General features: G+C 68.6%; 18 protein-coding genes. 11 read left to right on the top strand and 7 right to left on the bottom strand.

Translation table 11 applies throughout. From position 1 onward, the window contains the following. Nucleotides 1-4 precede the first annotated feature (4 nt). The 3 genes from ACZ60M_RS00205 (at nucleotide 5) to ACZ60M_RS00215 (ending at nucleotide 3692) form a co-directional block, all read left to right on the top strand. A complete protein-coding gene (locus ACZ60M_RS00205; RefSeq protein ID WP_465413107.1) occupies nucleotides 5-778 on the top strand; it encodes a helix-turn-helix domain-containing protein in 774 nt (257 codons plus the stop codon). Nucleotides 779-844: 66 nt separating this feature from the next. Next, a complete protein-coding gene (locus tag ACZ60M_RS00210; protein ID WP_465413109.1) occupies nucleotides 845-3016 on the top strand; it encodes a tetratricopeptide repeat protein in 2172 nt (723 codons plus the stop codon). Between the two features lie 55 nt (nucleotides 3017-3071). Continuing rightward, entirely contained in the window at nucleotides 3072-3692 is a 621-nt protein-coding gene (locus tag ACZ60M_RS00215) for a tyrosine-protein phosphatase (protein WP_465413111.1), read from the top strand. 25 nt (nucleotides 3693-3717) lie between these two features. Here ACZ60M_RS00215 and ACZ60M_RS00220 read toward each other — a convergent pair whose 3' ends face one another. Beyond that, entirely contained in the window at nucleotides 3718-4533 is an 816-nt protein-coding gene (locus ACZ60M_RS00220) for a class I SAM-dependent methyltransferase (protein WP_465413113.1), read from the bottom strand. A 55-nt stretch (nucleotides 4534-4588) separates the two neighbouring features. Here ACZ60M_RS00220 and ACZ60M_RS00225 point away from each other — a divergent pair, with 55 nt between their 5' ends. Together ACZ60M_RS00225 and ACZ60M_RS00230 are read left to right on the top strand one after the other, a co-directional pair. Further along, nucleotides 4589-5170, top strand: a complete 582-nt coding sequence (locus ACZ60M_RS00225) for a DinB family protein (protein WP_465413114.1) — start codon at nucleotides 4589-4591, stop codon at nucleotides 5168-5170. A gap of 71 nt (nucleotides 5171-5241) precedes the next feature. Then, nucleotides 5242-5535, top strand: coding sequence for a DUF1330 domain-containing protein (locus ACZ60M_RS00230; protein WP_465413116.1), 294 nt, complete (start codon nucleotides 5242-5244; stop codon nucleotides 5533-5535). 56 nt (nucleotides 5536-5591) lie between these two features. Here the strand turns inward: ACZ60M_RS00230 and ACZ60M_RS00235 are convergent, their stop codons facing one another. After that, the gene (locus ACZ60M_RS00235; protein ID WP_465413118.1) at nucleotides 5592-6239 is read right to left on the bottom strand and encodes a dihydrofolate reductase family protein; all 648 of its coding nucleotides are present in this window, start codon (nucleotides 6237-6239) and stop codon (nucleotides 5592-5594) included. 225 nt (nucleotides 6240-6464) lie between these two features. Here ACZ60M_RS00235 and ACZ60M_RS00240 point away from each other — a divergent pair, with 225 nt between their 5' ends. The 6 genes from ACZ60M_RS00240 (at nucleotide 6465) to mgtE (ending at nucleotide 15371) form a co-directional block, all read left to right on the top strand. Beyond that, nucleotides 6465-8219: an ABC transporter ATP-binding protein gene (locus ACZ60M_RS00240; protein WP_465413119.1), complete on the top strand. Its 1755-nt coding sequence runs from the start codon at nucleotides 6465-6467 to the stop codon at nucleotides 8217-8219. After that, nucleotides 8216-10051 carry an ABC transporter ATP-binding protein gene (locus tag ACZ60M_RS00245; protein WP_465413121.1) on the top strand — a complete coding sequence of 612 codons (1836 nt, stop codon included), beginning with the start codon at nucleotides 8216-8218 and terminating at the stop codon, nucleotides 10049-10051. The genes ACZ60M_RS00240 and ACZ60M_RS00245 overlap by 4 nt, the downstream gene beginning before the upstream one ends. A gap of 351 nt (nucleotides 10052-10402) precedes the next feature. Then, nucleotides 10403-10699 carry an Asp-tRNA(Asn)/Glu-tRNA(Gln) amidotransferase subunit GatC gene (gene gatC, locus ACZ60M_RS00250; RefSeq protein ID WP_392970602.1) on the top strand — a complete coding sequence of 99 codons (297 nt, stop codon included), beginning with the start codon at nucleotides 10403-10405 and terminating at the stop codon, nucleotides 10697-10699. A 3-nt stretch (nucleotides 10700-10702) separates the two neighbouring features. Further along, nucleotides 10703-12202 (top strand): Asp-tRNA(Asn)/Glu-tRNA(Gln) amidotransferase subunit GatA, encoded by a 1500-nt coding sequence (gatA, locus tag ACZ60M_RS00255; protein ID WP_465413123.1) that lies wholly within the window; start codon nucleotides 10703-10705, stop codon nucleotides 12200-12202. 5 nt (nucleotides 12203-12207) lie between these two features. Further along, nucleotides 12208-13695 carry an Asp-tRNA(Asn)/Glu-tRNA(Gln) amidotransferase subunit GatB gene (gene gatB, locus ACZ60M_RS00260; protein WP_465413125.1) on the top strand — a complete coding sequence of 496 codons (1488 nt, stop codon included), beginning with the start codon at nucleotides 12208-12210 and terminating at the stop codon, nucleotides 13693-13695. A gap of 329 nt (nucleotides 13696-14024) precedes the next feature. Next, nucleotides 14025-15371, top strand: a complete 1347-nt coding sequence (gene mgtE / locus ACZ60M_RS00265) for a magnesium transporter (RefSeq protein ID WP_465413127.1) — start codon at nucleotides 14025-14027, stop codon at nucleotides 15369-15371. A 49-nt stretch (nucleotides 15372-15420) separates the two neighbouring features. Here mgtE and ACZ60M_RS00270 read toward each other — a convergent pair whose 3' ends face one another. The 5 genes from ACZ60M_RS00270 to ACZ60M_RS00290 all read right to left on the bottom strand — a co-directional run bounded on the left by ACZ60M_RS00270 (nucleotide 15421) and on the right by ACZ60M_RS00290 (nucleotide 20395). Beyond that, nucleotides 15421-17019: a CotH kinase family protein gene (locus ACZ60M_RS00270; RefSeq protein ID WP_465413129.1), complete on the bottom strand. Its 1599-nt coding sequence runs from the start codon at nucleotides 17017-17019 to the stop codon at nucleotides 15421-15423. A gap of 35 nt (nucleotides 17020-17054) precedes the next feature. Further along, on the bottom strand, nucleotides 17055-17738 hold the full coding sequence (locus ACZ60M_RS00275) for a DUF4956 domain-containing protein (RefSeq protein ID WP_465413130.1): 684 nt from the start codon (nucleotides 17736-17738) through the stop codon (nucleotides 17055-17057). A 15-nt stretch (nucleotides 17739-17753) separates the two neighbouring features. Further along, nucleotides 17754-18608, bottom strand: a complete 855-nt coding sequence (locus ACZ60M_RS00280; protein ID WP_465413132.1) for a VTC domain-containing protein — start codon at nucleotides 18606-18608, stop codon at nucleotides 17754-17756. 95 nt (nucleotides 18609-18703) lie between these two features. Continuing rightward, entirely contained in the window at nucleotides 18704-19600 is an 897-nt protein-coding gene (locus ACZ60M_RS00285; RefSeq protein ID WP_465413134.1) for a LysR family transcriptional regulator, read from the bottom strand. 129 nt (nucleotides 19601-19729) lie between these two features. Further along, on the bottom strand, nucleotides 19730-20395 hold the full coding sequence (locus ACZ60M_RS00290) for a type 1 glutamine amidotransferase domain-containing protein (protein ID WP_465413135.1): 666 nt from the start codon (nucleotides 20393-20395) through the stop codon (nucleotides 19730-19732). Nucleotides 20396-20441 lie beyond the last annotated feature (46 nt).

Raw genomic sequence — 20441 nt, forward strand, 5'->3', positions numbered from 1 at the left:
CCGCATGGCAGCACACCCCACCGAAGCGACCCCGGGCGACCTCGTCCGGCACTGGCGCAGGCAGCGGCACCTGACCCAGCAGGAGCTCGCGATCCGATGCCGCATCTCCTCCCGCCACCTCAGCTTCATCGAGACCGGACGCTCCCGGCCCACCGCCGCGATGGTCGCCAAGGTCTGCGAAGCCCTCGACGTCCCGCTCCGCCACCGCAACGACCTCCTCATGGCCGCAGGCCACGCGCCCGCCTACAGCGAGACCGCGCTCGACCAGCCCTCCATGAGCAGCATCAGCCAGGCCCTCATCCAGATCCTCGACGGCCACATGCCGTACCCGGCCGTCGTCGTCGACCGGCACTGGACCATGGTGGACGCGAACCCCGCCATCGACCGCCTCCTCGACGGCTGCGCCCCCGAACTTCTCGAACCACCGGTCAACGTGCTCCGCCTCAGCCTGCACCCCAAGGGAGTCGCCCCACGCATCCGCAACCTCCCCCAATGGCGCGGCCACCTCCTCACCCGCCTCGACCACCAGATCCGCGCCACCGGCGACTCTGAACTCGAAGCCCTCCGCGCCGAATTCCGCAAGTACCCGGGCGGCACCGACACCGCCCCGCCCCACAGCCTCGTCGTCCCGCTCCGCATCGACACCGGCAGCGAGGTGCTTTCGTTCCTCAGCACCACAACGGTCTTCGGTACTCCGATGGACGTCACGGTCGCCGAACTCGCCATCGAATCGTTCTTCCCGGCAGACCCCGAAACCGCTGCAGCCCTGCGCAGTTAGGGATCGCGCGAGCGGCGGGCAGCCGCTATCGTGAAACGAAGGTCAGTTCGCAGTGGAGGACGCCCCTTGACCGATCCTCAGAGGCAGGACGCCGGCCCGCCCCGCCCAGGGCCGGGATTCCGCAACGACTTCGCCGCGCCCGTCCACACGCTCATTCAGGCCGAGTCGATCCACAACCACTATGCGCCCGCCCGCCTGCACGACTTCACGAACGGCCGCCTGCTGATCGGCCGAGTCCCCGGCCTCGCTGCGGGCCTGCAGCACCGCGATAGCGACAGGGTGCTCGAAGCGTCGTTCAGCGAGGCGGTCTCGTGCCTGGTCGTAGCGGGCATGGGCGGCGTTGGCAAGACTCAGTCGGCAGCGGCCTACGCCCGACGCGCATGGGACGCAGTCGAAATCGACCTGCTCGTCTGGGCCTCAGCCGCCGACCGCGAATCAATCATCGCCGCCTTCGCCGCAGCCGCCGCACAGGTCACTGGAGCAGAGCACAACGACAGCCAGCGCGCCGCCGAGCACTTCCTGTCCTGGCTCGACCGCCCCGAGGCGCCCTCTTGGCTGGTCGTCCTCGACGATCTCACCGACCCCGACGACCTCGCGGGCCTGTGGCCGCCGCACACCCGCCGCGGCCGCACGGTCATCACCACCCGCCGACGCGACTCGGCCCTCGATGCCCACGGCCGCAACCGGATGGACCTCGATCTGTTCACCACGGAGGAGGCTCGTTCCTTCCTTCGGAACCGACTCGGCGCGCACACTGATGCCAGTCAAGGCGCTGAAGCGCTCATCGAGGCCACGGCCCATTTGCCGCTCGCACTAGCGCAAGCGGCCGCGTACATCCGAGACCAACCCGGCATGACCTGCGAGAGCTACGCCCAGAAGCTGAACGACCGGACCGTCGCACTCGCACAGCTGCGCCCCGAACGCCTCGCCGACGAGTACCCGATTGAGGTTGCCGCCTGCTGGGCGGTGTCGATCGAAGCCGCCGACCGAGAACCGCCGCTTCATCTGGCAAGCCGCATCATGGCGGTCGCGAGCCTGCTCGATCCCGCAGGGATCCCCGTCGAGCTGTTCGTCACCGAAGCGATGTATTTCGGACACCTCGGCTTTGATGAAGAGCAGGACCATCCGCAGGTAGAGGACGCGGAACCCGTCCTCAGGGTGCTCGCGCGCCTCCATCGATTGAGCCTGATCGACTTCGACGGCAGATCGGTCCGGGTCCACGCACTCGTCCAGCACGCGGTCCGCGACCGTCTGCACTGGGCACGGTTCACGAACTTCGCAGTCACTGCCGCCGGAGCGCTCCAGATCATCTGGCCGAAACCCGAGCTCGACCCGAACGATGGTGCCAGCCTGCGCGCGAGCGCCGGAATCCTGCAAGGCCACGCCCTTGAAGACATCGTCGAATCCGAAGCACGAATCGTCCTGCTCACCGCCGGAGGAAGCCTCGGGGAAAGCGGCCGGACCGAGGAGGCCTACCGGTATTTCGTGAACTTGAACCGCACCTTCGAAAGGCTGCTCGGTCCGGATCACGAGGACACCCTCACGACTCGGAGCGAGATGGCGCACTGGCTCGGCGAAACCGGTGATGCGGCTGGAGCTGTGGCGGTGCTCGAATCCCTGGTGCAGGACCGCGACCGGGTGCTCGGGCGTGACCATCCGACCGCTTTCGGAACTCGGATCGGCCTTGCCATGTGGCGAGTCGAAGCAGGCGACGCGAACGACGGCGTGGCCGCGTACGAATCGATCCTTGCGGAAGTTCGTCTTAGACACGCAGAGGACCACCCTGACGTGTTCGCAGTGCGCGGCAACCTTGCCCTCGCAAAGGCGGACGCAGGCGACTTGGACAGTGCGTTGGAAGACTTGGAGATGCTGGTCGCCGATTATGTTCGAGTCCGCGGGATCGACCACCTCGACACGATGAAAGCTCGTGAGAGCCTGGCCTCGCTTCAAAGCCAAGCAGGCGAGCTGGCGACAGCCGGAGCAACGTACGCGGCGCTACTCGCCGATCGCACCCGGTCGCAAGGAGCCGAACACCCTTCCACGCTCCACACCCGCCGCAACCTAGCATTCTGGCAGGCGCAAATCGGCGACTTCGACGGGGCGCTGGCGGCCCTCGACACTCTCGTCGCCGACCATATCCGCGTGCTTGGCGCAGACCATCCGAGAACGGTCGCCATCCGCAACACCATTGCCGGATGGATTGGCATCGATCCGGAGGAGTTCGAAACTGGACCGTGATCCGTCGTCCAGGTAGACTCGGCGGCTTCCCCAATCCCGACTTCCATGGAGTGCCATGCCCTTTCTCGACCTCCCCGACTGCGTCAACGCCCGCGACTTGGGTGGGACGCCCATTGCCGGAGGCGGTTCGGTCCGCGCGAATGCGCTGTTGCGCTCGGACAACCACGACCTGCTGACCGAAGAGGGCATAGCGGCGGTCCGCGCACTCGGGGTCGTCCGCATCCTCGACCTCCGCCACGGGTGGGAAGCCCGGGAATACCCGAGCCCCTTCGCGGAAGACGAGATCTACCTGAATCTGCCGCTGCTCGGCGTCTACCCGGGCTTCGATCCGACCGCTCCCGACGACTACCGCCCCGAGGTCGACCACGCGCCCGAGCGGGTGGCCACCGCGTTCACCGCGATCGCCGAAGCGCCTCCCGGACCGGTCCTGGTGCACTGCCACGCAGGCCGCGACCGTGCCGGAATCCTGACCGCTCTTGCACTTTCCATCGCGGGCGCCGACCACGAAACCATCGTCGCCGACTACACGGCCACCGAAGGCGCCGAGGCCAAGACGATGCAAGAGCTGCTCGACCACTTCGACGACGAACACGGGGGAGTAGCCGCCTACCTCACTAGTGCCGGGGTATCGGCGGACCACCTCGAAGCAGTCCGGCAACGCCTGACCGCCGAATAGCCCTCGCCGCCCTGAATCGCAGTCCCTATGCGACTTTCCGAGCCGTGTACACAACTGTCACATAGGGGTACATGACCTCGCCGTGGAACTCCTCCTCGATCAGAACGGCGATCCGGTCGAGGAGGGCTTCCCTTCGCTCCTCCGCAAGGCCTTTGAGCGTGGAGAAGGTCGAGTAGAGCCTCCGTGCACCAGCAGCGGTGAGCCGGAAGTCCCAAGAGATCCGATCGACCGCGACTTCACCGAAGTGTCCGCCGACCTGAAGGTCTGCGATGCGCTCGGCAGTCCGCAACTCATGCGGCCCTTGGCCTCTGGATCGGCTTCCGGTTCGCACTGGCACGTGTTCGAGCCAGATCTCCCGAAGGCGATCCTGGAACGGTGTCGGCCGGTCCGGATCTCCCACGACGTTCCACCAGACCGCGAGTGCCCCGCCCGAGCGAAGCGCCTTCGCAAGCGACGGCATGACTTCGGCCGGTTCGAGCCAGTGAAAGGCCGTGGCGCAGACCGCAAGGTCGAACCCGGAATCCGGCAACGGCACTTCCGCGACATCGCCCACGATGACCGTGAGCTGCGGATCGGGCAGCGATGTCCGCAACTTCTCGGCAAGTCCCGCACCGAGTTCGACTGCTGTGACCTCGGCGCCGCGATCGAGTAGATCGCGAGTGGCCTGGCCGGTCCCAGGGCCGATCTCCAGGACCTGAACGCCCGCGGTCAAACCGCAGCGGTCGGCGAGGATCGAGTACAGCTCTGCCGGGTAGTCCGGACGAGCGAGGTGGTAGCTCTCCGGATCTTCATCGAAGGTCTCGCGAGCCTTGAACTCGTGGTGGTCTTGTCCTCCTTGCATGTTCGAAGCGTAGACCGGCGGGAGTCCCCGCCGGTCCGTGGCAGACTCGGGACGCATGATCGATGAGTTCGCGAAAGACCATCTGCACGGGCGGCTGCGGCGGGACCGTGAGGCGCTGCTGTGGAAGCTCGACGGCTTGTCCGAGTACGACGCCCGCAGGCCTTTGACGGCGACCGGGACCAACCTGCTCGGCCTGGTCAAACACGTGGCCACGGTCGAGGCCAGGTACTTCGGCGAGGTGTTCGACCGCCCGTTCCCTGAGGCGCTCTGCCGGTGGGAGGACGCCGACGGCGGCGATCAGTGGGCGTCGGAGGACGAGAGACGCGACCAGATCATCGGGTTCTACAGGCACGCATGGGAGCACGCGGACGCGACGATCGGCGGGCTTCCCATCGACGCCCCCGGCCGCGTGCCGTGGTGGCCGAAGCCTTACGACGACACCACCCTGTTCGCCGTCCTGGTCCATGTCCTCGGCGAGACCACCCGGCATGCCGGGCACGCCGACATCCTCCGCGAGGGCCTCGACGGCCGGACCGGCATGCGCCCCGAGTACGAGCAGCCGATCGACGAGGAAGCCCGCGCGGCCTACCGCGCGAAGATCGAGCAGATCGCCAAATCCGCCGCTGCGAGGGCTTGATCTCATGCGCCCCAAAAGGATCGCTGATCACTGACCCGAGGGGTACGTTTGCGCGAAAACTGGAGGTTTCCATGGCCAAGGGCTACTGGGTCAGTGCCTACCGCACCATTTCCGACCCCGAGAAGCTAGCCGCGTACAGCAAGCTCGCCGCCGCGGCCGTCAAGGCCGGGGGCGGGCGGGTGCTCGTCCGCGGCGGTCAGGTCGTCGCCCATGACGCCGGAATCGCCGAGCGCACCATCCTGATCGAGTTCGACAGCTTTGCACAGGCGGTCGCGACCCACGAGAGCGCGGCATACAAGGAGGCGCTGGTCGTCCTGTCCGACGCCGTCGAGCGCGACTTCCGCATCGTCGAAGGCCTTGACTGACTGACGCGAAACGGGGTGCAGGGGAACTCTCCCTGCACCCCGCACGGTTTCGCCGGCTACTTCCGCCAGTAGAGGTGGTGGAGCACGCCGCTCGGGCTGGGGACGATCTCGAGGTGGAAGCGGTCGGTGAGTTCGTCGGGGGACTCCCAGAGGCGCGACCCGGAGCCGAGTTCGATCTTGGGGGAGACGGCCACGTGCAGGGTGTCGACGAGGTCGGCTTCCAGGAATTCCCGGATCACGGTCGCACCGCCGCCGAGGCGCACGTCTTTGCCTTGGGCTGCTTCGCGGGCTTGGTCGAGGACGGCGGCCGGGTCGGCGTCGGTGAAGTGGAACGTCGTGTCGGACAGGGAGAACGACGGCCGGAGGTGGTGGGTCATGACGAAGACGGGCGTGTGGAACGGCGGCTCGTCACCCCACCAGCCCTGCCAGTCGAGGTTCTCCCACGGGCCGCGGTAGGGACTGAACTTGTTGGCGCCCATGATCTCCGCGCCGATGTTGTTGGCGAAGTCGCGGGTGAAGTAGTCGTCGATGCCGCGGCTGCCGCCGGGATCGGTGCGGTTGGGCCAGCTCGCGGTCGCACCGGCCCAGGCGAACATCGTGCCGGGGTCGGCGTGCCCGAAGGGCCGTTCGAGGGACTGGCCGTCGCCAGCGCCGAAGCCGTCAGCCGAGACGTTGAAGTTCTGGACCCTGAGAAGCTGGCTCATAGGGGTTTCCTTCCGCTGGTTGTCGTGCTGGTGATGATGATGAGACCGCGCGAGCCGCACGGATTCATCGCCAAATGCAGGAAACGTGCAGTGGTCTGCGTCACTCAAGGATGGGGAGATCTCGGTCTCTCACCAGCCGGGACTCACGGCGAAACATGCTGGTAGGCACCCGTTCGAGGGGTTAATGGATTGCCGGGTGTCGGACCCTCCCTTTACGCTCGGCTAGTGAGGTTCCTCCGCGCCCCCGTGCTCCCGCTCGACGACCCCCTGCTCCCCGAAGGGACCAGGGGCGACCCGTCGTCCGCGGCGTCGGCGAAGCAGCCGCCGACCACCCCCTGGCGGCTCCTCGCCTGGCTCGCCACGCGCCGCAAGGGCCTCACCGTCGCGGCGCTCATCACGTCGGGCATCGCGCTCGGCTCGCTGCCCGTGCTGCCGTTCTTCCTCACCGGGGCCGTCGACAACGGTCTGCGCGAACGGGACTGGGGCGCGCTGGCGTTCTGGTCGCTCGGCATGGTCCTCGCCGGGTTCGTCACGGCCGGCATGATCGTCTGGTCGCACCGCCTTACGGTGTTCTGGCGCGCGGACGCCTCCTACCGGGTCCTGCAGCTCGCCACCCGCAAGGTCAACCGGCTCGGCGACGACCTGAGGAAGAAGCTCACCACCGGCGAGGTCGTGAGCGTCGGCGCCACTGACATCAACCGGATCTCGTGGGCCGTCGACTCGCTCGCGCCCACCGCGGGCTGCCTCGTCGGCCTGATCGCGGTCGGGGTGCTGCTGTTCAACACGTCGGTCGCGTTGGGCCTCACCATCTTCATCGGCGTGTTCATCGTCGGCCTCATCACCGGCCCGCTGCTCACTCGCCTGCAAGACCGCCAGGAGCAGTACCGCGAGCGCGTCGGCGACATCACCGAGCGCGCCTCCGACATCGTCTCGGGCCTGCGCGTGCTGCGCGGCATCGGCGGCGAGGCCCGCTTCAACGCCTCGTACCAACGCGACTCGGACGCCCTGCGCACCGCCGGGTACAAGGTCGCCGGGCCCACCGCCTGGCTGAACTCCCTCGGCGAGGGCACGCCCGCGATCCTGCTCGGCGTCGTCATCTGGATCGCCGCAAGGCAAGTGGCCTCCGGGGACCTGACGCCGGGCCAGATGGTCGCCGCGTTCGGGTACACCGGCGCGCTGCTGCTGCCCGTGCACTGGCTCATCGGCTGCACGTACCGGATCATCGAGGGCCGCGTCGCCGCGGGCAAGGTCTGCGAACTGCTGAACACGCCCGAACGCGAGGCCCCCGGCGAGATCCTGCCCGGTCCGCGCGAAGGCGCCGAGCTCCACGACCCCGAGTCGGGCCTCACCGTCGCGGGAGGGGAGCTGCTGGCGGTAGCGTCCGGCGACTCCGAGCAGGTCGCCGCGGTCTTCGACCGGCTCGGCGGGTTCACCGAGTCCGAGGCGCGCTTCGGGACTGTGCCTGTGGCGCAACTGGACCGGGACGAGCTGCGGCGGCGGGTGCTCGTCGCCGACCACGACGCGTACCTGTTCGCCGGGACCGTTGCGGCTGCTGTTGCCGCCCGCGACGGCCACGACAGGGTTGAAGCCGCCATCGAGGCCGCTTCCGCGCACGACGTCGTCGAAGCCCTCCCCGACGGCCTCGACACCGAGGTCGACAACCAGGCCCGCACCCTCTCCGGCGGCCAGCGCCAGCGCCTGCGCCTCGCCCGCGCGATCGCCGCGAACCCCGAGGCCCTGCTGCTGCACGAGCCGACCTCCGCGGTCGACTCCCACACCGAGGCCCGCATCGCCGAGCGCCTCGCCGAGACCCGCGCGGGCCGCGCCACGGCCATCGCCACCACGTCGCCGCTGTGGCTCGGACGCGCCGACAAGGTCGCGTTCTTCCAGGGCGGCAAGGTCATCGCCCACGGCACGCACCGCGAACTGGTCGCCGAGCACGCCGACTACCGCGCACTCGTCACCCGGGGAGAGTCATGACGGACAAACGCACGAACCAGCTGCCGATCGCCGACACCCGGACGGTCCGCCGCGCGTTCTTCCGGCTCCTCGCCTCCGAGAAGCGCCGCGCGGTCATCGCGGTGAGCCTCCACCTGGTCGCGGCCGTCGCCGCCGCGGTCGCGCCGATCCTGCTGGGGGACATGCTCGACACGCTCGCGGCCGGTTCCGGCGTGGGCGAGATCGACAAGCTCGCGCTGGGCATCGTCGCCGCGATCGTCGTGGTCGTGGCGTTCACCTGGGCCGGTACGTACGTCTCGTACCGTCTCGGCGAGCGGCTCTCGGCGCGGATGCGCACCCAGTTCGTCGAGCGGGCCCTGCGCCTGCCGATGCCCGTGGTCGAGCAGGCCGGCTCCGGCGACCTCATGACCCGGTCCTCGGCCGACGTGCCCGAGGCCGGGGTCCTGTTCCGCGACGGCCTCCCGCAGATCACCGTGTCGGTCCTGAAAGTCCTGGTCTTCTTCGGCGCCATGCTCATCGCGAGCCCGCTGCTGGGCCTGTGCATGCTCGTCGTCGTCCCGCCGCTGGTGGTCGGCACCCGCTGGTACCTCAAGCGCGGCCGCAACGGCTACCTCAACGAACGCCAAGCGGAGTCCGGCATCGGCGACACGATCGGCGCCTCCGCTGACGGCGCGCGCACGACCGAGGCCTACCGGCTCGGCGCGCAGCGCGACGCCGCCGGTGACGCCACGGTCGCTCAGCACTGGAAGGCCGCCCGCTACACGCTGTTCCTGCGCAGCGTCTTCTTCCCGTTCCTCGACGGCGCGTACGCGCTGCCGACCGCGACGGTGCTGCTCGTGGGCGGCGCGTTCTACTTCAACGGCGAGGTCACCCTCGGCACCGTCGCCTCCTGCGCGGTCCTGACCCGCCAGATCATGTTCCCGATCGACCACCTCCTCATGTGGGTCGAGAAGGTCCAGCGCGGTTTCGCGGCCATGTCCCGCATCGAGGGCGTCGCCGAAGCCGAGGACGCCGAAGCGGACGCCACCACCGAGCGCCCGGTCGACGGCACGGTGGACCTCACCGAGGTCCGGTACGCCTACCCGACGAGCCCGCGCGACGTGCTCCACGGCGTCACGCTCAGCGTCCCCGCCGGGCAGCGCCTTGCTGTTGTGGGCCCTTCGGGCGCAGGCAAGTCGACGCTCGCGCGCCTCATCTCGGGTTCGGACGTGCCGCGTGAAGGCCGGGCCGCGATCGGCGGTGTCGATGTGGCCGCGCTGCCGCTCGACGAGCGCCGCAAGCGGGTCACCCTGGTCACCCAGGAGCACCATGTCTTCACGGCTTCCCTGCGCGACAACCTGATCCTCGCCAAGGCTGAAGCCACGGACAATGAGCTGAACGAGGCCCTTGCCGCGGTCGGCGCGGACTGGGCGTTCGACCTGCCCGAAGGGCTCGACACGCCGCTGGGCGGGAAGAACCGGGAGCTGGACGCGGCGAGCGCGCAGCAGATCGCGCTCGCGCGGATCATCCTCGCCGACCCCGATGTGGTGATCCTCGACGAGGCGACCGCGATGCTCGACCCGCGCGCGGCCCGCGACACCGAGCGCGCGCTCGCGGCGGTCCTGGAGGGCCGCACCGTGATCGCGATCGCCCACCGGCTCCACACCGCCCACGATGCGGACCGCATCGCGGTCGTCGAAGACGGCCGGGTCGCCGAATTGGGGAGCCATGATGAATTGATCGCTCTTGACGGCCACTATGCGGCGCTCTGGCGCGCCTGGCACGGCGAGCGTGCGAGCCGTAAATTTGCAGAGCATGGGGACATTGAGGAGACCGCGGACGGCGAATTGGCTGCTTCCGCGAATGCCTTGTAGCCCAAACAAAACCAGGCCCCGGGCCGAAGCCCGGGGCCTGTACTGGTCCGAGAACACCACCACAAGTCGGAACACCCACCGACTCGTTCTTAGCAAGGAAACAGAAAGGAAACCAGGAAACCCGTTCCGAACCAGTGACGAAAGAGTATCACGTCACATGTCCGCTGGCTAGGGGGTCGTATCCAGGTCACTCGATCCGTGTCGATCGAATTTCGTGAGCCGTCCGTCACACCTCCCGGTAAGCCCCTCCGGCGGTCCCACACTGGGCGGTGCCCGCTTCGGGCCGCGACCGCGCACGGCCTAGACTCGACTGGTCTTCCCGCAGCTAGTAACCGTTAGGAAACACCTGTCGTGAGTACGATTTCACGCGAGGAAGTCGCGCACCTGGCGCGGCTGGCCCGCCTCGAAGTCACCGATGCCGAGCTCGACGCCTTCGCCGGCCAGCTCGACGTCATCCTCGAATCGATGAAGACGCTCGCCGAGGTCGACACGGACGGCGTCCAGCCGACCTCGCACGCGGTGCCGCTGGTGAACGTCTTCCGGGAAGACCAGCCCCAGCCGTCCCTGCCCCGCGACGCCGTCCTCGCGGGCGGCCCCGACACCGCCGAGGACCGCTTCCGCGTCCCGCGCATCCTGGACGAGGAGTAGCCCATGAGCCGCATCATCGACCGGACCGCCGCCGAACTGGCCGCGGACATCCGCGAGGGCCGCCTCACCTCCGTCGAGGTCACGACCGCGTTCCTCGACCGCATCGCAGCCGTCGACGGCTCGATCCACGCGTTCCTGCACGTCGACCGCGAAGGCGCGCTCGCCACCGCGGCCGAGGTCGACGCCGCCGTCGCCGCCGGTCAGGACCTCGGTCCGCTCGCCGGTGTGCCCATCGCCGTCAAGGACGTCGTGGTCACCAAGGGCCTGCCGACCACCGCCGCCTCGAAGATGCTCGAAGGCTGGGTTCCGCCCTACGACGCGACGATCACCGAGCGCATCAAGGCCGCGAAGATGCCGATCCTCGGCAAGACGAACATGGACGAGTTCGCGATGGGCTCCTCCACCGAGTACTCCGCGTTCGGCGCGACCCTGAACCCGTGGGACACCGGGCGCATCCCCGGCGGCTCCGGCGGCGGCTCGGCCGCGGCCGTCGCCGCGAAGATGGCCCCGCTCGCCATCGGCACCGACACGGGCGGCTCGATCCGCCAGCCCGGCGCCGTCACCGGCACCTTCGGCGCGAAGCCCACGTACGGGTCGAACTCCCGTTACGGCCTCATCGCCTTCTCGTCCTCGCTCGACACCCCGGGTCCCGTGTCCCGCAACGCCCTCGACGGCGCGCTGCTGCACGAGGTCATCTCCGGGTACGACCCGCGCGACTCCACCGCGATCGACGCGCCCGTCCCGCCGGTCGTCGAAGCCGCGAAGGCCGGTGCGAACGGCGACCTGTCCGGCGTCAAGCTCGGCATCGTCAAGGAGTTCGCCGAGGGCGCCGACGCCGCCGAGCCCGGCGTCATCGCCGCCTACGAGGCCGGTGTCGAGCAGCTCGTGAAGCTCGGGGCCGAGATCGTCGAGGTCTCCTGCCCGTCCTTCACGTACGCGCTGCCGACCTACTACCTCATCGCGCCGTCCGAGGCCTCCTCGAACCTGGCCCGCTACGACGGCGTCCGGTACGGCCTGCGCGCCGGGGACGACGGCCAGCGCTCGCTCGAAGAGGTCATGAGCCTCACCCGCGAAGCCGGTTTCGGCCCGGAAGTGAAGCGCCGCATCATCCTCGGCACCTACGCGCTCAGCGCCGGGTACGTGGACGCGTTCTACGGCAAGGCCCAGCTCGTCCGCACGCTCATCAAGCAGGACTTCGAGAAGGCCTTCGAGTCGGTCGACGCGATCATCAGCCCGACCACGCCGTTCATCGCCTTCAAGTTCGGCGAGCGCACCGGCGACCCGTACCAGATGTACCTCGCCGACCTGTACACGATCCCGACCAACCTCTACGGCGGCCCGGGCGTCTCGGTGCCCGTGGGCCTTTCCGAGGGCATGCCCGTGGGTCTGCAGGTCATGGGCCCGGTCATGGGCGACGACATCACCTACCGCGTCGCGGCCGCCCTGGAGTCCACCCAGGACACCCTGCTCGCCGACACCGCGCCCGAGATCGAAGGGAAGTAATCGCGATGACCAAGTTGAACGACTACGACAAGGCCGTCGAGACCTACGAGCCCGTCCTCGGCCTCGAGACCCACATCGAGCTCGACACGCGCACCAAGATGTTCTGCGGCTGCTCGACCGCGTTCGGCGCCGAGCCGAACACGCAGACCTGCCCGGTGTGCCTGGCCCTGCCCGGTGCCCTCCCGGTCGCCAACAAGGCCGCGATCGAGGCCACCATCAAGATCGGCCTGGCCCTGAACTGCCACATCGCCGAGTGGACGCGCTTCGCCCGGAAGAACTACTTCTACCCGGACATGCCGAAGAACTTCCAGACCAGCCAGTACGAAGAGCCGCTGTGCGAGAACGGCTTCGTCGACGTGGTCGTGGACGGCAAGGAGTACCGCATCGAGATCGAGCGGGTCCACCTCGAAGAGGACACCGGCAAGACCCTCCACGTCGGCGGCGCGACCGGCCGCATCCACGGCGCCACCGAGTCGCTTGTGGACTACAACCGCGCCGGCATCCCGCTCGTGGAGATCGTCACCAAGCCCGTCCCCGGCACCGGCGCCCTCGCCCCCGAGGTCGCCCGCGCCTACACCGCCGAACTGCGCGACATCGTCCGCTCCCTCGGCGTCTCCGACGTGCGCATGGAGCAGGGGTCGCTGCGCTGCGACGTCAACCTCTCGCTCAACCTGCCCGGCGAGGAGTGGGGCACGCGCACCGAGACGAAGAACGTCAACTCGCTGCGCTCGGTCGAACGCGCCGTCCGCTACGAGGTGCGCCGCCAGTCCGCGCTCCTCGACGAGGGCACGCGGATCTTCCAGGAGACCCGCCACTTCCAGGAGACCACCGGCGAGACCCGCGCCGGACGCTCCAAAGAGGAAGCCACCGACTACCGGTACTTCCCGGAGCCCGACCTGGCCGTCATGGAGCCCTCCCGCGAGTGGGTCGAGGAGCTGCGCGCCGGACTCCCCGAGCTCCCGCGCAAGCGCCGCGAGCGACTCCAGGCCGATTGGGCCCTGGGGGACAAGGAGATGCAGTCGGTCGTCAACGCCGACGCGGTCGACCTGATCCAGGCCACCGTCGACGCCGGGACCACGCCGTCCGGTGCCGTCAAGTGGTGGCTCGGCGAGCTCTCGCGCCGCGCCAACGAGTCCGGCGACGAACTCGCCGCGCTCGCGATCACGCCGAAGCAGGTCGCCGAACTCCAGGGCATGGTCGACGACGGCCGCCTCAACGACAAGCTGGCCCGCCAGGTCATCGACGGCGTGCTCGCCGGTGAAGGCGACCCGGCCGACGTCGCCGCCAAGCGCGGCCTCGAAGTCGTCTCCGACACCGGGGCGCTCGAAGCCGCCGTCGACGAGGCCATCGCCGCGAACCCGGCCGTCGCCGACAAGATCCGCGGCGGCACCCACGCCGCCGCCGGGGTCCTCATCGGCGCGGTCATGAAGGCCACCAAGGGCCAGGCCGACGCGGGCACCGTCCGCCAGATCATCCTGGACAAGCTGAGCTAGGCGAACACGCGAGGGGCCGGGTCGTCAGATCCGGCCTTTTTGCGTTTCCTGTCCGTTCACTCCCAGTGTGAGCCGCGAGTCTTTGGGCACCCCAGAGAGCGATGTTGTTCACAAGTGATTGCTACCCTTGAGCGCGTCAGCAGAAGTGCGGCCGAAGGAGGTGGAGACCATGGGCGATGACCCCGGATCTAGTCGAGATACCGACGTGTTCTCCCTGTTTTCCTTTTACCGTGCCCCGCGTCCTCTTACATTGGAGCGGACGGGCTGACCTGCACTTCCTTCGCGGGTTAAGGGCACGGCCCTTTCCTCGTGTTTAGGAGGTGGCTGACATGGCACAGCTCATTCAGCCCATTTCGCCCGCGGCGGTAGACGAGCTCGCGGCACTCCGTCTGGAACTCGCCGACACCTCGACCGTCGAACTCGCCGAAGAACTGCCCCGCATGGAACTGGCCGACCAGGCCCTGCGCTTCCGGCTGCTCCCGAAGGACCGCGCGCTCGCCGTCTTCGAAGAACTCGACACCGTCCACCAGCAGGAACTCCTCGACGGACTCAAGACCGAGTTCGTGCGCGACCTGCTCGACTCGATGGAAGCGGACGACCGGGCCAAGCTCTTCGACGAGATGCCCGCGAAGGTCGCCACCCGCTTCCAGTCCCAGCTGAGCGCCGCCGACCGGCGCACCACCGCCCAGCTCCTCGGGTACGAACCCGAGTCCGCCGGGCGCATCATGACCCCCGACTTCGTGTCGCTGCGCGCCTCCATGACCGCCGCCGCCGCGATCGAACGCATCCGGCACCTGCGCGAACGCCCCCGCCACCTCGACGTGCTGCCGGTGACCGACGGCCACCGCAAACTCCTCGGCACCGTCACCCTCGCCGACCTCGTGAGCGCCGACCCCGACACGCCCGTCCACGAGCTCATCGCGGACGAGCACTACCAGGTCTCGACCGACACCGACCAGGAAGAGGCGGCCCGCCTCATCCAGGAGGCCAACCTCATCGCGCTCTCGGTCGTCGACCACGAGGAGCGCCTGGTCGGCCTCATCACCTGGGACGACGCCATGGAAGTCCTCGAAGCCGAGGACACTGAGGACGCCACGCTCGCCGGTGCGGCCGAGCCCCTGGAACGGCCGTACCTCTCCGCGGGCGTGTTCATGCTCGCGCGCAAGCGCGCCCTGTGGCTCACGGTGCTCGCCATCAGCGCCTCGCTGACGGTGACCGTGCTCAACACCTTCGAGGGCTACCTCGCGAACATGACCGTCTTGGCGCTGTTCATCTCCCTGCTCACCGGCACCGGCGGGAACTCGGGCTCGCAGGCGTCGGTCACGATCATCCGCGCCATGGCCGTCGGCGAGGTCCGCTTCTCCGACGTCTTCAAGATCATCTGGCGCGAAGCCCGTGTGGGCTTCGTGCTCGGCATCATCCTGGCGGTCATCGGCGGCCCGGTCGTCGGGTTCCTCTACGGCTGGGACATCGGGCTCATCATCGCCGTGACCCTGCTGTGCATCTGCACCTGGTCGACGTTCGTAGGCTCGTTCCTGCCGCTCCTGGCAAAGAAAGTGGGCATCGACCCGGCCGTCATCTCGGCTCCGATGGTCTCGACGCTGTGCGACGCTACCGGCCTGCTCATCTACTTCGGCGTGGCGGCCGTCGTCCTAGGGCCTGCGCTGACCGGCTGAACAGCGATGACGAAGGCCCTGCCGCCGTGCCGCGTCAGGGCCTTCGTCGTTATTCGGCCGCGAGTTCCGTCGCCAGGAACTCGGTGCGCTGCTGGATGGTCGCCTTCAGGGTCTCGGCCGCGCTGGCGACGTCGGCCCCGTTCGCTTCGGCCGCAGCCGCTGCGGTGTCGACCGCTTCCAGGGCCGCGCCGGAGGCGAACAGCGAGTCGTACAGCTCGTTGTAGGCCGCCATGTACTCGTCCTGGAAGGCCTCGGACGCGAGGAACCGCTCCTTGAGCTCGTTGCCTCCCATGCCGCCGCCGCCCATGCCGCCTTCCTCCATGCCTTCCGGTATCTCGCCGCCGCCGGGCATCTGGCCCTGCTGTTGCGTTTCAGCCGTTGCGGTCTCGTCGGTCGCGGCTTCTTCGGTGGCCTGCTCCTGGCCCGGGAACCCGCCGCCGCCCATGCCGCCGCCGATTGAGGCGGTCTCGTCCGGCGCGAGCTCCGCCGTCTGGAGCGTCAGGTCGACGTCCCAGGTCACGATGCTGATGAGCCCGGTCCCGTAGTCGTACCAGAGGTAGAAGTTCTTCCCCGGTCCGGCCATGTCGTCGCCGTTGGTGAGCAGGTTCTGCAGGGCCGTGTAGTTCGCGAACGACTCGATGTCGACCCAGTCGCCGAGCTCCGCGTCGAAGGTCGCGTCGTCGGCTTCACTGAGCCACTTCAGGAAGTCCACGAGCGGTTGCACATCCGCCGAGCCCTCCATGCTGACCTGCTTGAAGTCGTCCTCGTAGTCGTCGGGGTCCTCGCCCTGGTACTCGAAGCTGCCCGTGGACAGGGCCTTGTAGAGCACCCCGGCGCTCTCGCCGTACTCCTCCTCGGCCCAGGTCACGTCCATGATGTCCACGACCCGGCGGGTGACGCCCTCCGAGCCGTTGACCGACACCGTCGAGTAGTTCCAGTCGTAGGTAGCTTCCCCGCTGGCCTCGATGAGCTCCAGCGCGACCGCCTCGTTCAAGGTCGATCCGCTGCCGCCCATCGCGGACTCCACACGCAGGCTGATCTGCTGGTTCCCCTGGTAGACCTGGCCGTCGACGTACTTCGAGAAGTCGATGAGCCACGGCAGGCCCTCCGGCGAGTCGAAGCTGACCGACGAACCGGAGCCGCCGCCCATGCCGCCGCCGGGCATCTGGCCCCCGTCGGCCGGCATCTCCATGCCTTCGGGCATCTCCATGCCCTCAGGGAGCTCCATGCCCTCGGGCATCTCGCCGCCGCCGGGGAACTGCTGCTCCCCGTCCTCGGCGTTGCCGCCCATGGTCATCCCGCCGCCGAGCGCCGACAGCGTCGAGTTGCCCTTGAGGCGGATGCCCACGTCGGAGATGGTCACGCCGTCGATCGTGATGTCGGCCTTGATCCACTCCTTCTCGCCGGACTCCTCGAAGGTCGCCTGCATCTCCTCGAAGTCCGCGTCGCTGTACGACAGGCTGATCTCGTGCGCGACGCTCGTGTCGAACAGGTCGACCGTGCCCTGGATGTCGTTGGTGACCACGAACCCCTCGTTGGCGTCCGAGTAGACCAGGGCCGTGGCCCGCACGGTCCCGACCACCAGCGTGAGCACCGCGATGAGCCCGACCGACCCCGCGATGAGCTTCCAGTAGTGCCGGAGGCTCACCGGAATCCGGTGACGAATGCTCCTGGCGCCCATGGCTACAGGTCCGTCTGGTCGTAACCGGTCAGCACCGTGACCTGCTGGCCCTGCGTCACGTCGCGCAAGTCGCCGAGCAGCCCGGCCGCGTTCTTGCCCTTCTTCAGGCGCACGGTGTACGTCATCTCGATGAGCGCGCCGCCGCGGATCGTCTCGATACTGACCTGCTCGAACTCGTCGGTGTTGCGGATCAGGACGTCGTCGATCTGGTTCGAGTAGTCGTCGTCGGTGGGCACGTGGACCTTGACGACCTGGCGCTGCACGTTGTGCGCGAACCAGTTGAAGCGGTGCATGATGAGCATGACCAGGCAGACCACGACGGTGGCGATGACTGCCAGGAGGTAGAACCGGGTGCCGCAGGCCATGCCCACGCCCATCACCAGGAAGATGTACCCGACGTCGCGGGTCTCCTTGAGCGCGTTGCGGAACCGGATGATCGACAGGGCGCCGACGAGCGCGAACGCGCGCGCCACGTTCGAGCCGACGATCAGCATGATCACCGCGATGACCACGCCCATGATGATGAGGGTCTGCACGTACGACTGGCTGTACGAGACGTTCTGGTGCGTGCGGCGGTAGACGATGCCGATCACGCAGCTGAGCAGGAACGACAGGGTCAGCGAGATGGCGATGTCCGCCACGCTGAACTCGGCCGAGAGGTCGTTGAAGTTGGTCAGGAAGTCCATGGCTGCTTTCTGGATCTAGACGGAGGCGGAGACGGGTGCGGGGTTCGCGCGGACGGCGTAGTCGTCCTCGACGGGCAGGTGGAACACCGAGCGCGGGGCCAGGCCGTGCGCCTCGATGCTCTGGCAGTACTTGGAGATCCGCACGACGGACATGCCGAGGCGCGCGGCCGTGTCGGTGACCCAGTACGGGACCCTCTCATTGGCCTTGACCTCGACGATCGCCTTGTGCGGCGGGATGATGAGCCGGTTCTCGACCTCCGCGCCGAGGTGGAAGTCGCGGTCGCGGCCGCGCACCCGGTGGTCGATCGTGACGCGCAGGCCCAGGTCGGCGTCCGTCCCGAGGTAGGCCTCGCGGTTGTACGCCGTGATCGCGGTGGGCCGCAGCCCGTGCCCCTCGACCAGGCCCATGACCTCTTCGAGGAACGGCCGCTGCTCGGGGGAGTGGTCGATCAGGACCGCTTCATCGCACAGCTTGCGCGCCAAGAGGTACGGGACCCTGACGCGCCGCTTCTGCGTGACCCGGTTGACCCGCTGCTTGATCTCGATGAACACCGGGGTGTCGTCGGTGAGCTCGTGGCGGTCGCCGTACGCGCGCACCCGCAGCTTGCGGCGGAACCGCAGGCCCTCGATCTTCTCCCAGTAGTACCGCAGCGACGTCGAGTCGTAGTACAGGCTGGTCACCGGGTACCCGCCGCGCGTCGTGAACGGGTCGGCCTCCATGCGCGCGGCCAGCTCCTCGCGCAGCCGCGGCACCTCCTCATACGAGAGGAGGTACTTGATCTCGAACCGGTTGAACGAGTGCAGCGCGCTGGCCGTGCGCCGCAGCTGGCCCGGATCACTGGTGTCAGGCGGCATGCCTGTTCCGCTCATCGGCGCTCCTTGTCGTTGGGAACGCGATGAGTGAAACCGGGGCGACTCGGACTGAACCCCGGGTTAACTCAAGATGACCTCAGGAAATCGGCGGCTCACCAGGACCGGGCGGCGCGCACGAGCACCTCGTGGACGCGCCCCGTGGCGATATCGGCCTTCGCGGAGCGGCGCCGCACCAGGTAGATGGTGTTGAACGGGGTGTTCGGCGGGTGGTAGACGATCTCGATGGCGCGGGCGTCGAGCGCGTCCTTGCACAGGTAGGTCGGCAGCACCGACATCCCGAGTCCGGCCCGCACGGCGTTGAGGACCGAGCGCAGGTCCGGGACGACGATCGACCCGGTGAGGTCGGGGAACCGGTTGTAGACGACCCGCCAGTAGCGGCGCACCACCGGCAGGTCGGGGGCGTAGGCGATGACCCGGCACTCCGGCGGGAAGTCCCCGGTGGCGCGCGCCTCGGCCGGGACGCCCCGCAGCGGCTCGTACCCGGCAGGGGCGACGAGCACGAACTGCTCGTCCACCAAGGGAACCGCGGAGAGGTCGCTGCGGCCCGGTTTGGTGGTGGAGACGACGAGGTCGTACCGGCCCGTGCCGAGTCCCTTGAGGAGCGTGTCCGGGAGGCCGTGGATCGCGTGGACGCGGATGCCGAGCGACAGGCACTCGTGGAGCGCGGGGATGACCGCCATGCCCAGCAGCTCGGCCGGTCCGGCGAGATAGACCGTGGGTTCGGTGCCGCTGTTGCCGTCTGAGTGCCGGTTCCACAGTGTCTCAAGGGCGTCCATGTGGGCGGCGATGTCGGTGGCGAGCGCGTCGGCCTGCGGCAGCGGCGCCGCGCCTTGCGGCGTGCGGTCGAACAGGTCGCAGCCGAGCTGCTTCTCAAGATTGCGGATCTGCGCGGTGACGCCGGGCTGGGAGAGTCCGAGGTGGATCGCTGAGCGGGAGAACGAGCCCGTCCGGTAGACGAACATGAAGGTGCGGAGCAGGTTCAGGTGCACAGGTGCCCTCCGAGAGACCGTGAACAGCGGAGGGGACCGTGCCCAGAGGGTATCGGGCGCCCGCCACCGCGGGTCCCCGGAAAAAGCAGGCGCCCGGCCCCTGCCGGGACCGGGCGCCGGAGCCGGGCGTCAGGACAGCTCGGCGACCACCAGCTTGGCGACCTTCTCCGCCGAGGCGGGGTTCTGGCCGGTCACGAGCCGCTGGTCGGCGACGGCGTACTCGCCGAACTTCGGGCCGCCCTCCCACTTCGCGCCGAGCTCGGTCAGGCGCTCCTGGAGGAGGAACGGCACGGTCGTGTCGAGGCCGACCGCGACCTCCTCCTCATCGGTGAAGGAGTTGACCTTCTTGCCCGCCACCAGGTACGAGCCGTCGGAGAGCTTGATGTTGACGATCCCGGAGGGGCCGTGGCAGACGGCGGCGACGACGCCCCCGGCCTCATAGATTCGCGCGGCGAGGGACGCCAGCTCCTCGGAGTCGGGGAAGTCCCACATGGTGCCGTGCCCGCCGACGTAGAAGATCGCGTCGTACTCGGCCGCGTCCACTTCGGCGGGGCTCGGGGTCGACTTGAGGCGCGCGTCCTCGGTGTTGAGGAAGTCCTTCTGGACCGGGTCGTCCTCCTTGTACCCGTCGCGCGGCGGCTCGCCGCCCTTGACGGAGACGAAGTCGACCGCGAAGCCCGCGTCCTTGAAGACCCGGTACGGGTGCGCCGCCTCCGAGATGTAGAAGCCGGTCTTGCGGCCGGTGTCGCCGATTTCGCCGTTGCTGGTGAGTGCCAGCAGGACCTTCTTGCTCATGGGTTTCCCTTTCGAGTGTGTTTCTCTATCGGCCGGCGGCCGGGCG

Source organism: Glycomyces sp. NPDC050141, assembly GCF_055586545.1.

Excerpts from the sequence above, each read along its gene's own strand:
- ACZ60M_RS00290 (WP_465413135.1), bottom strand. The coding sequence starts at position 20,395 with ATGAGCAAGAAGGTCCTGCTGGCACTCACCAGCAACGGCGAAATCGGC.
- ACZ60M_RS00225 (WP_465413114.1), top strand. The coding sequence starts at position 4,589 with ATGATCGATGAGTTCGCGAAAGACCATCTGCACGGGCGGCTGCGGCGG.
- ACZ60M_RS00230 (WP_465413116.1), top strand. The coding sequence starts at position 5,242 with ATGGCCAAGGGCTACTGGGTCAGTGCCTACCGCACCATTTCCGACCCC.
- ACZ60M_RS00205 (WP_465413107.1), top strand. The coding sequence starts at position 5 with ATGGCAGCACACCCCACCGAAGCGACCCCGGGCGACCTCGTCCGGCAC.
- gatA (WP_465413123.1), top strand. The coding sequence starts at position 10,703 with ATGAGCCGCATCATCGACCGGACCGCCGCCGAACTGGCCGCGGACATC.
- ACZ60M_RS00220 (WP_465413113.1), bottom strand. The coding sequence starts at position 4,533 with ATGCAAGGAGGACAAGACCACCACGAGTTCAAGGCTCGCGAGACCTTC.
- ACZ60M_RS00275 (WP_465413130.1), bottom strand. The coding sequence starts at position 17,738 with ATGGACTTCCTGACCAACTTCAACGACCTCTCGGCCGAGTTCAGCGTG.
- ACZ60M_RS00280 (WP_465413132.1), bottom strand. The coding sequence starts at position 18,608 with ATGAGCGGAACAGGCATGCCGCCTGACACCAGTGATCCGGGCCAGCTG.
- ACZ60M_RS00245 (WP_465413121.1), top strand. The coding sequence starts at position 8,216 with ATGACGGACAAACGCACGAACCAGCTGCCGATCGCCGACACCCGGACG.
- ACZ60M_RS00235 (WP_465413118.1), bottom strand. The coding sequence starts at position 6,239 with ATGAGCCAGCTTCTCAGGGTCCAGAACTTCAACGTCTCGGCTGACGGC.
- ACZ60M_RS00215 (WP_465413111.1), top strand. The coding sequence starts at position 3,072 with ATGCCCTTTCTCGACCTCCCCGACTGCGTCAACGCCCGCGACTTGGGT.
- mgtE (WP_465413127.1), top strand. The coding sequence starts at position 14,025 with ATGGCACAGCTCATTCAGCCCATTTCGCCCGCGGCGGTAGACGAGCTC.
- gatB (WP_465413125.1), top strand. The coding sequence starts at position 12,208 with ATGACCAAGTTGAACGACTACGACAAGGCCGTCGAGACCTACGAGCCC.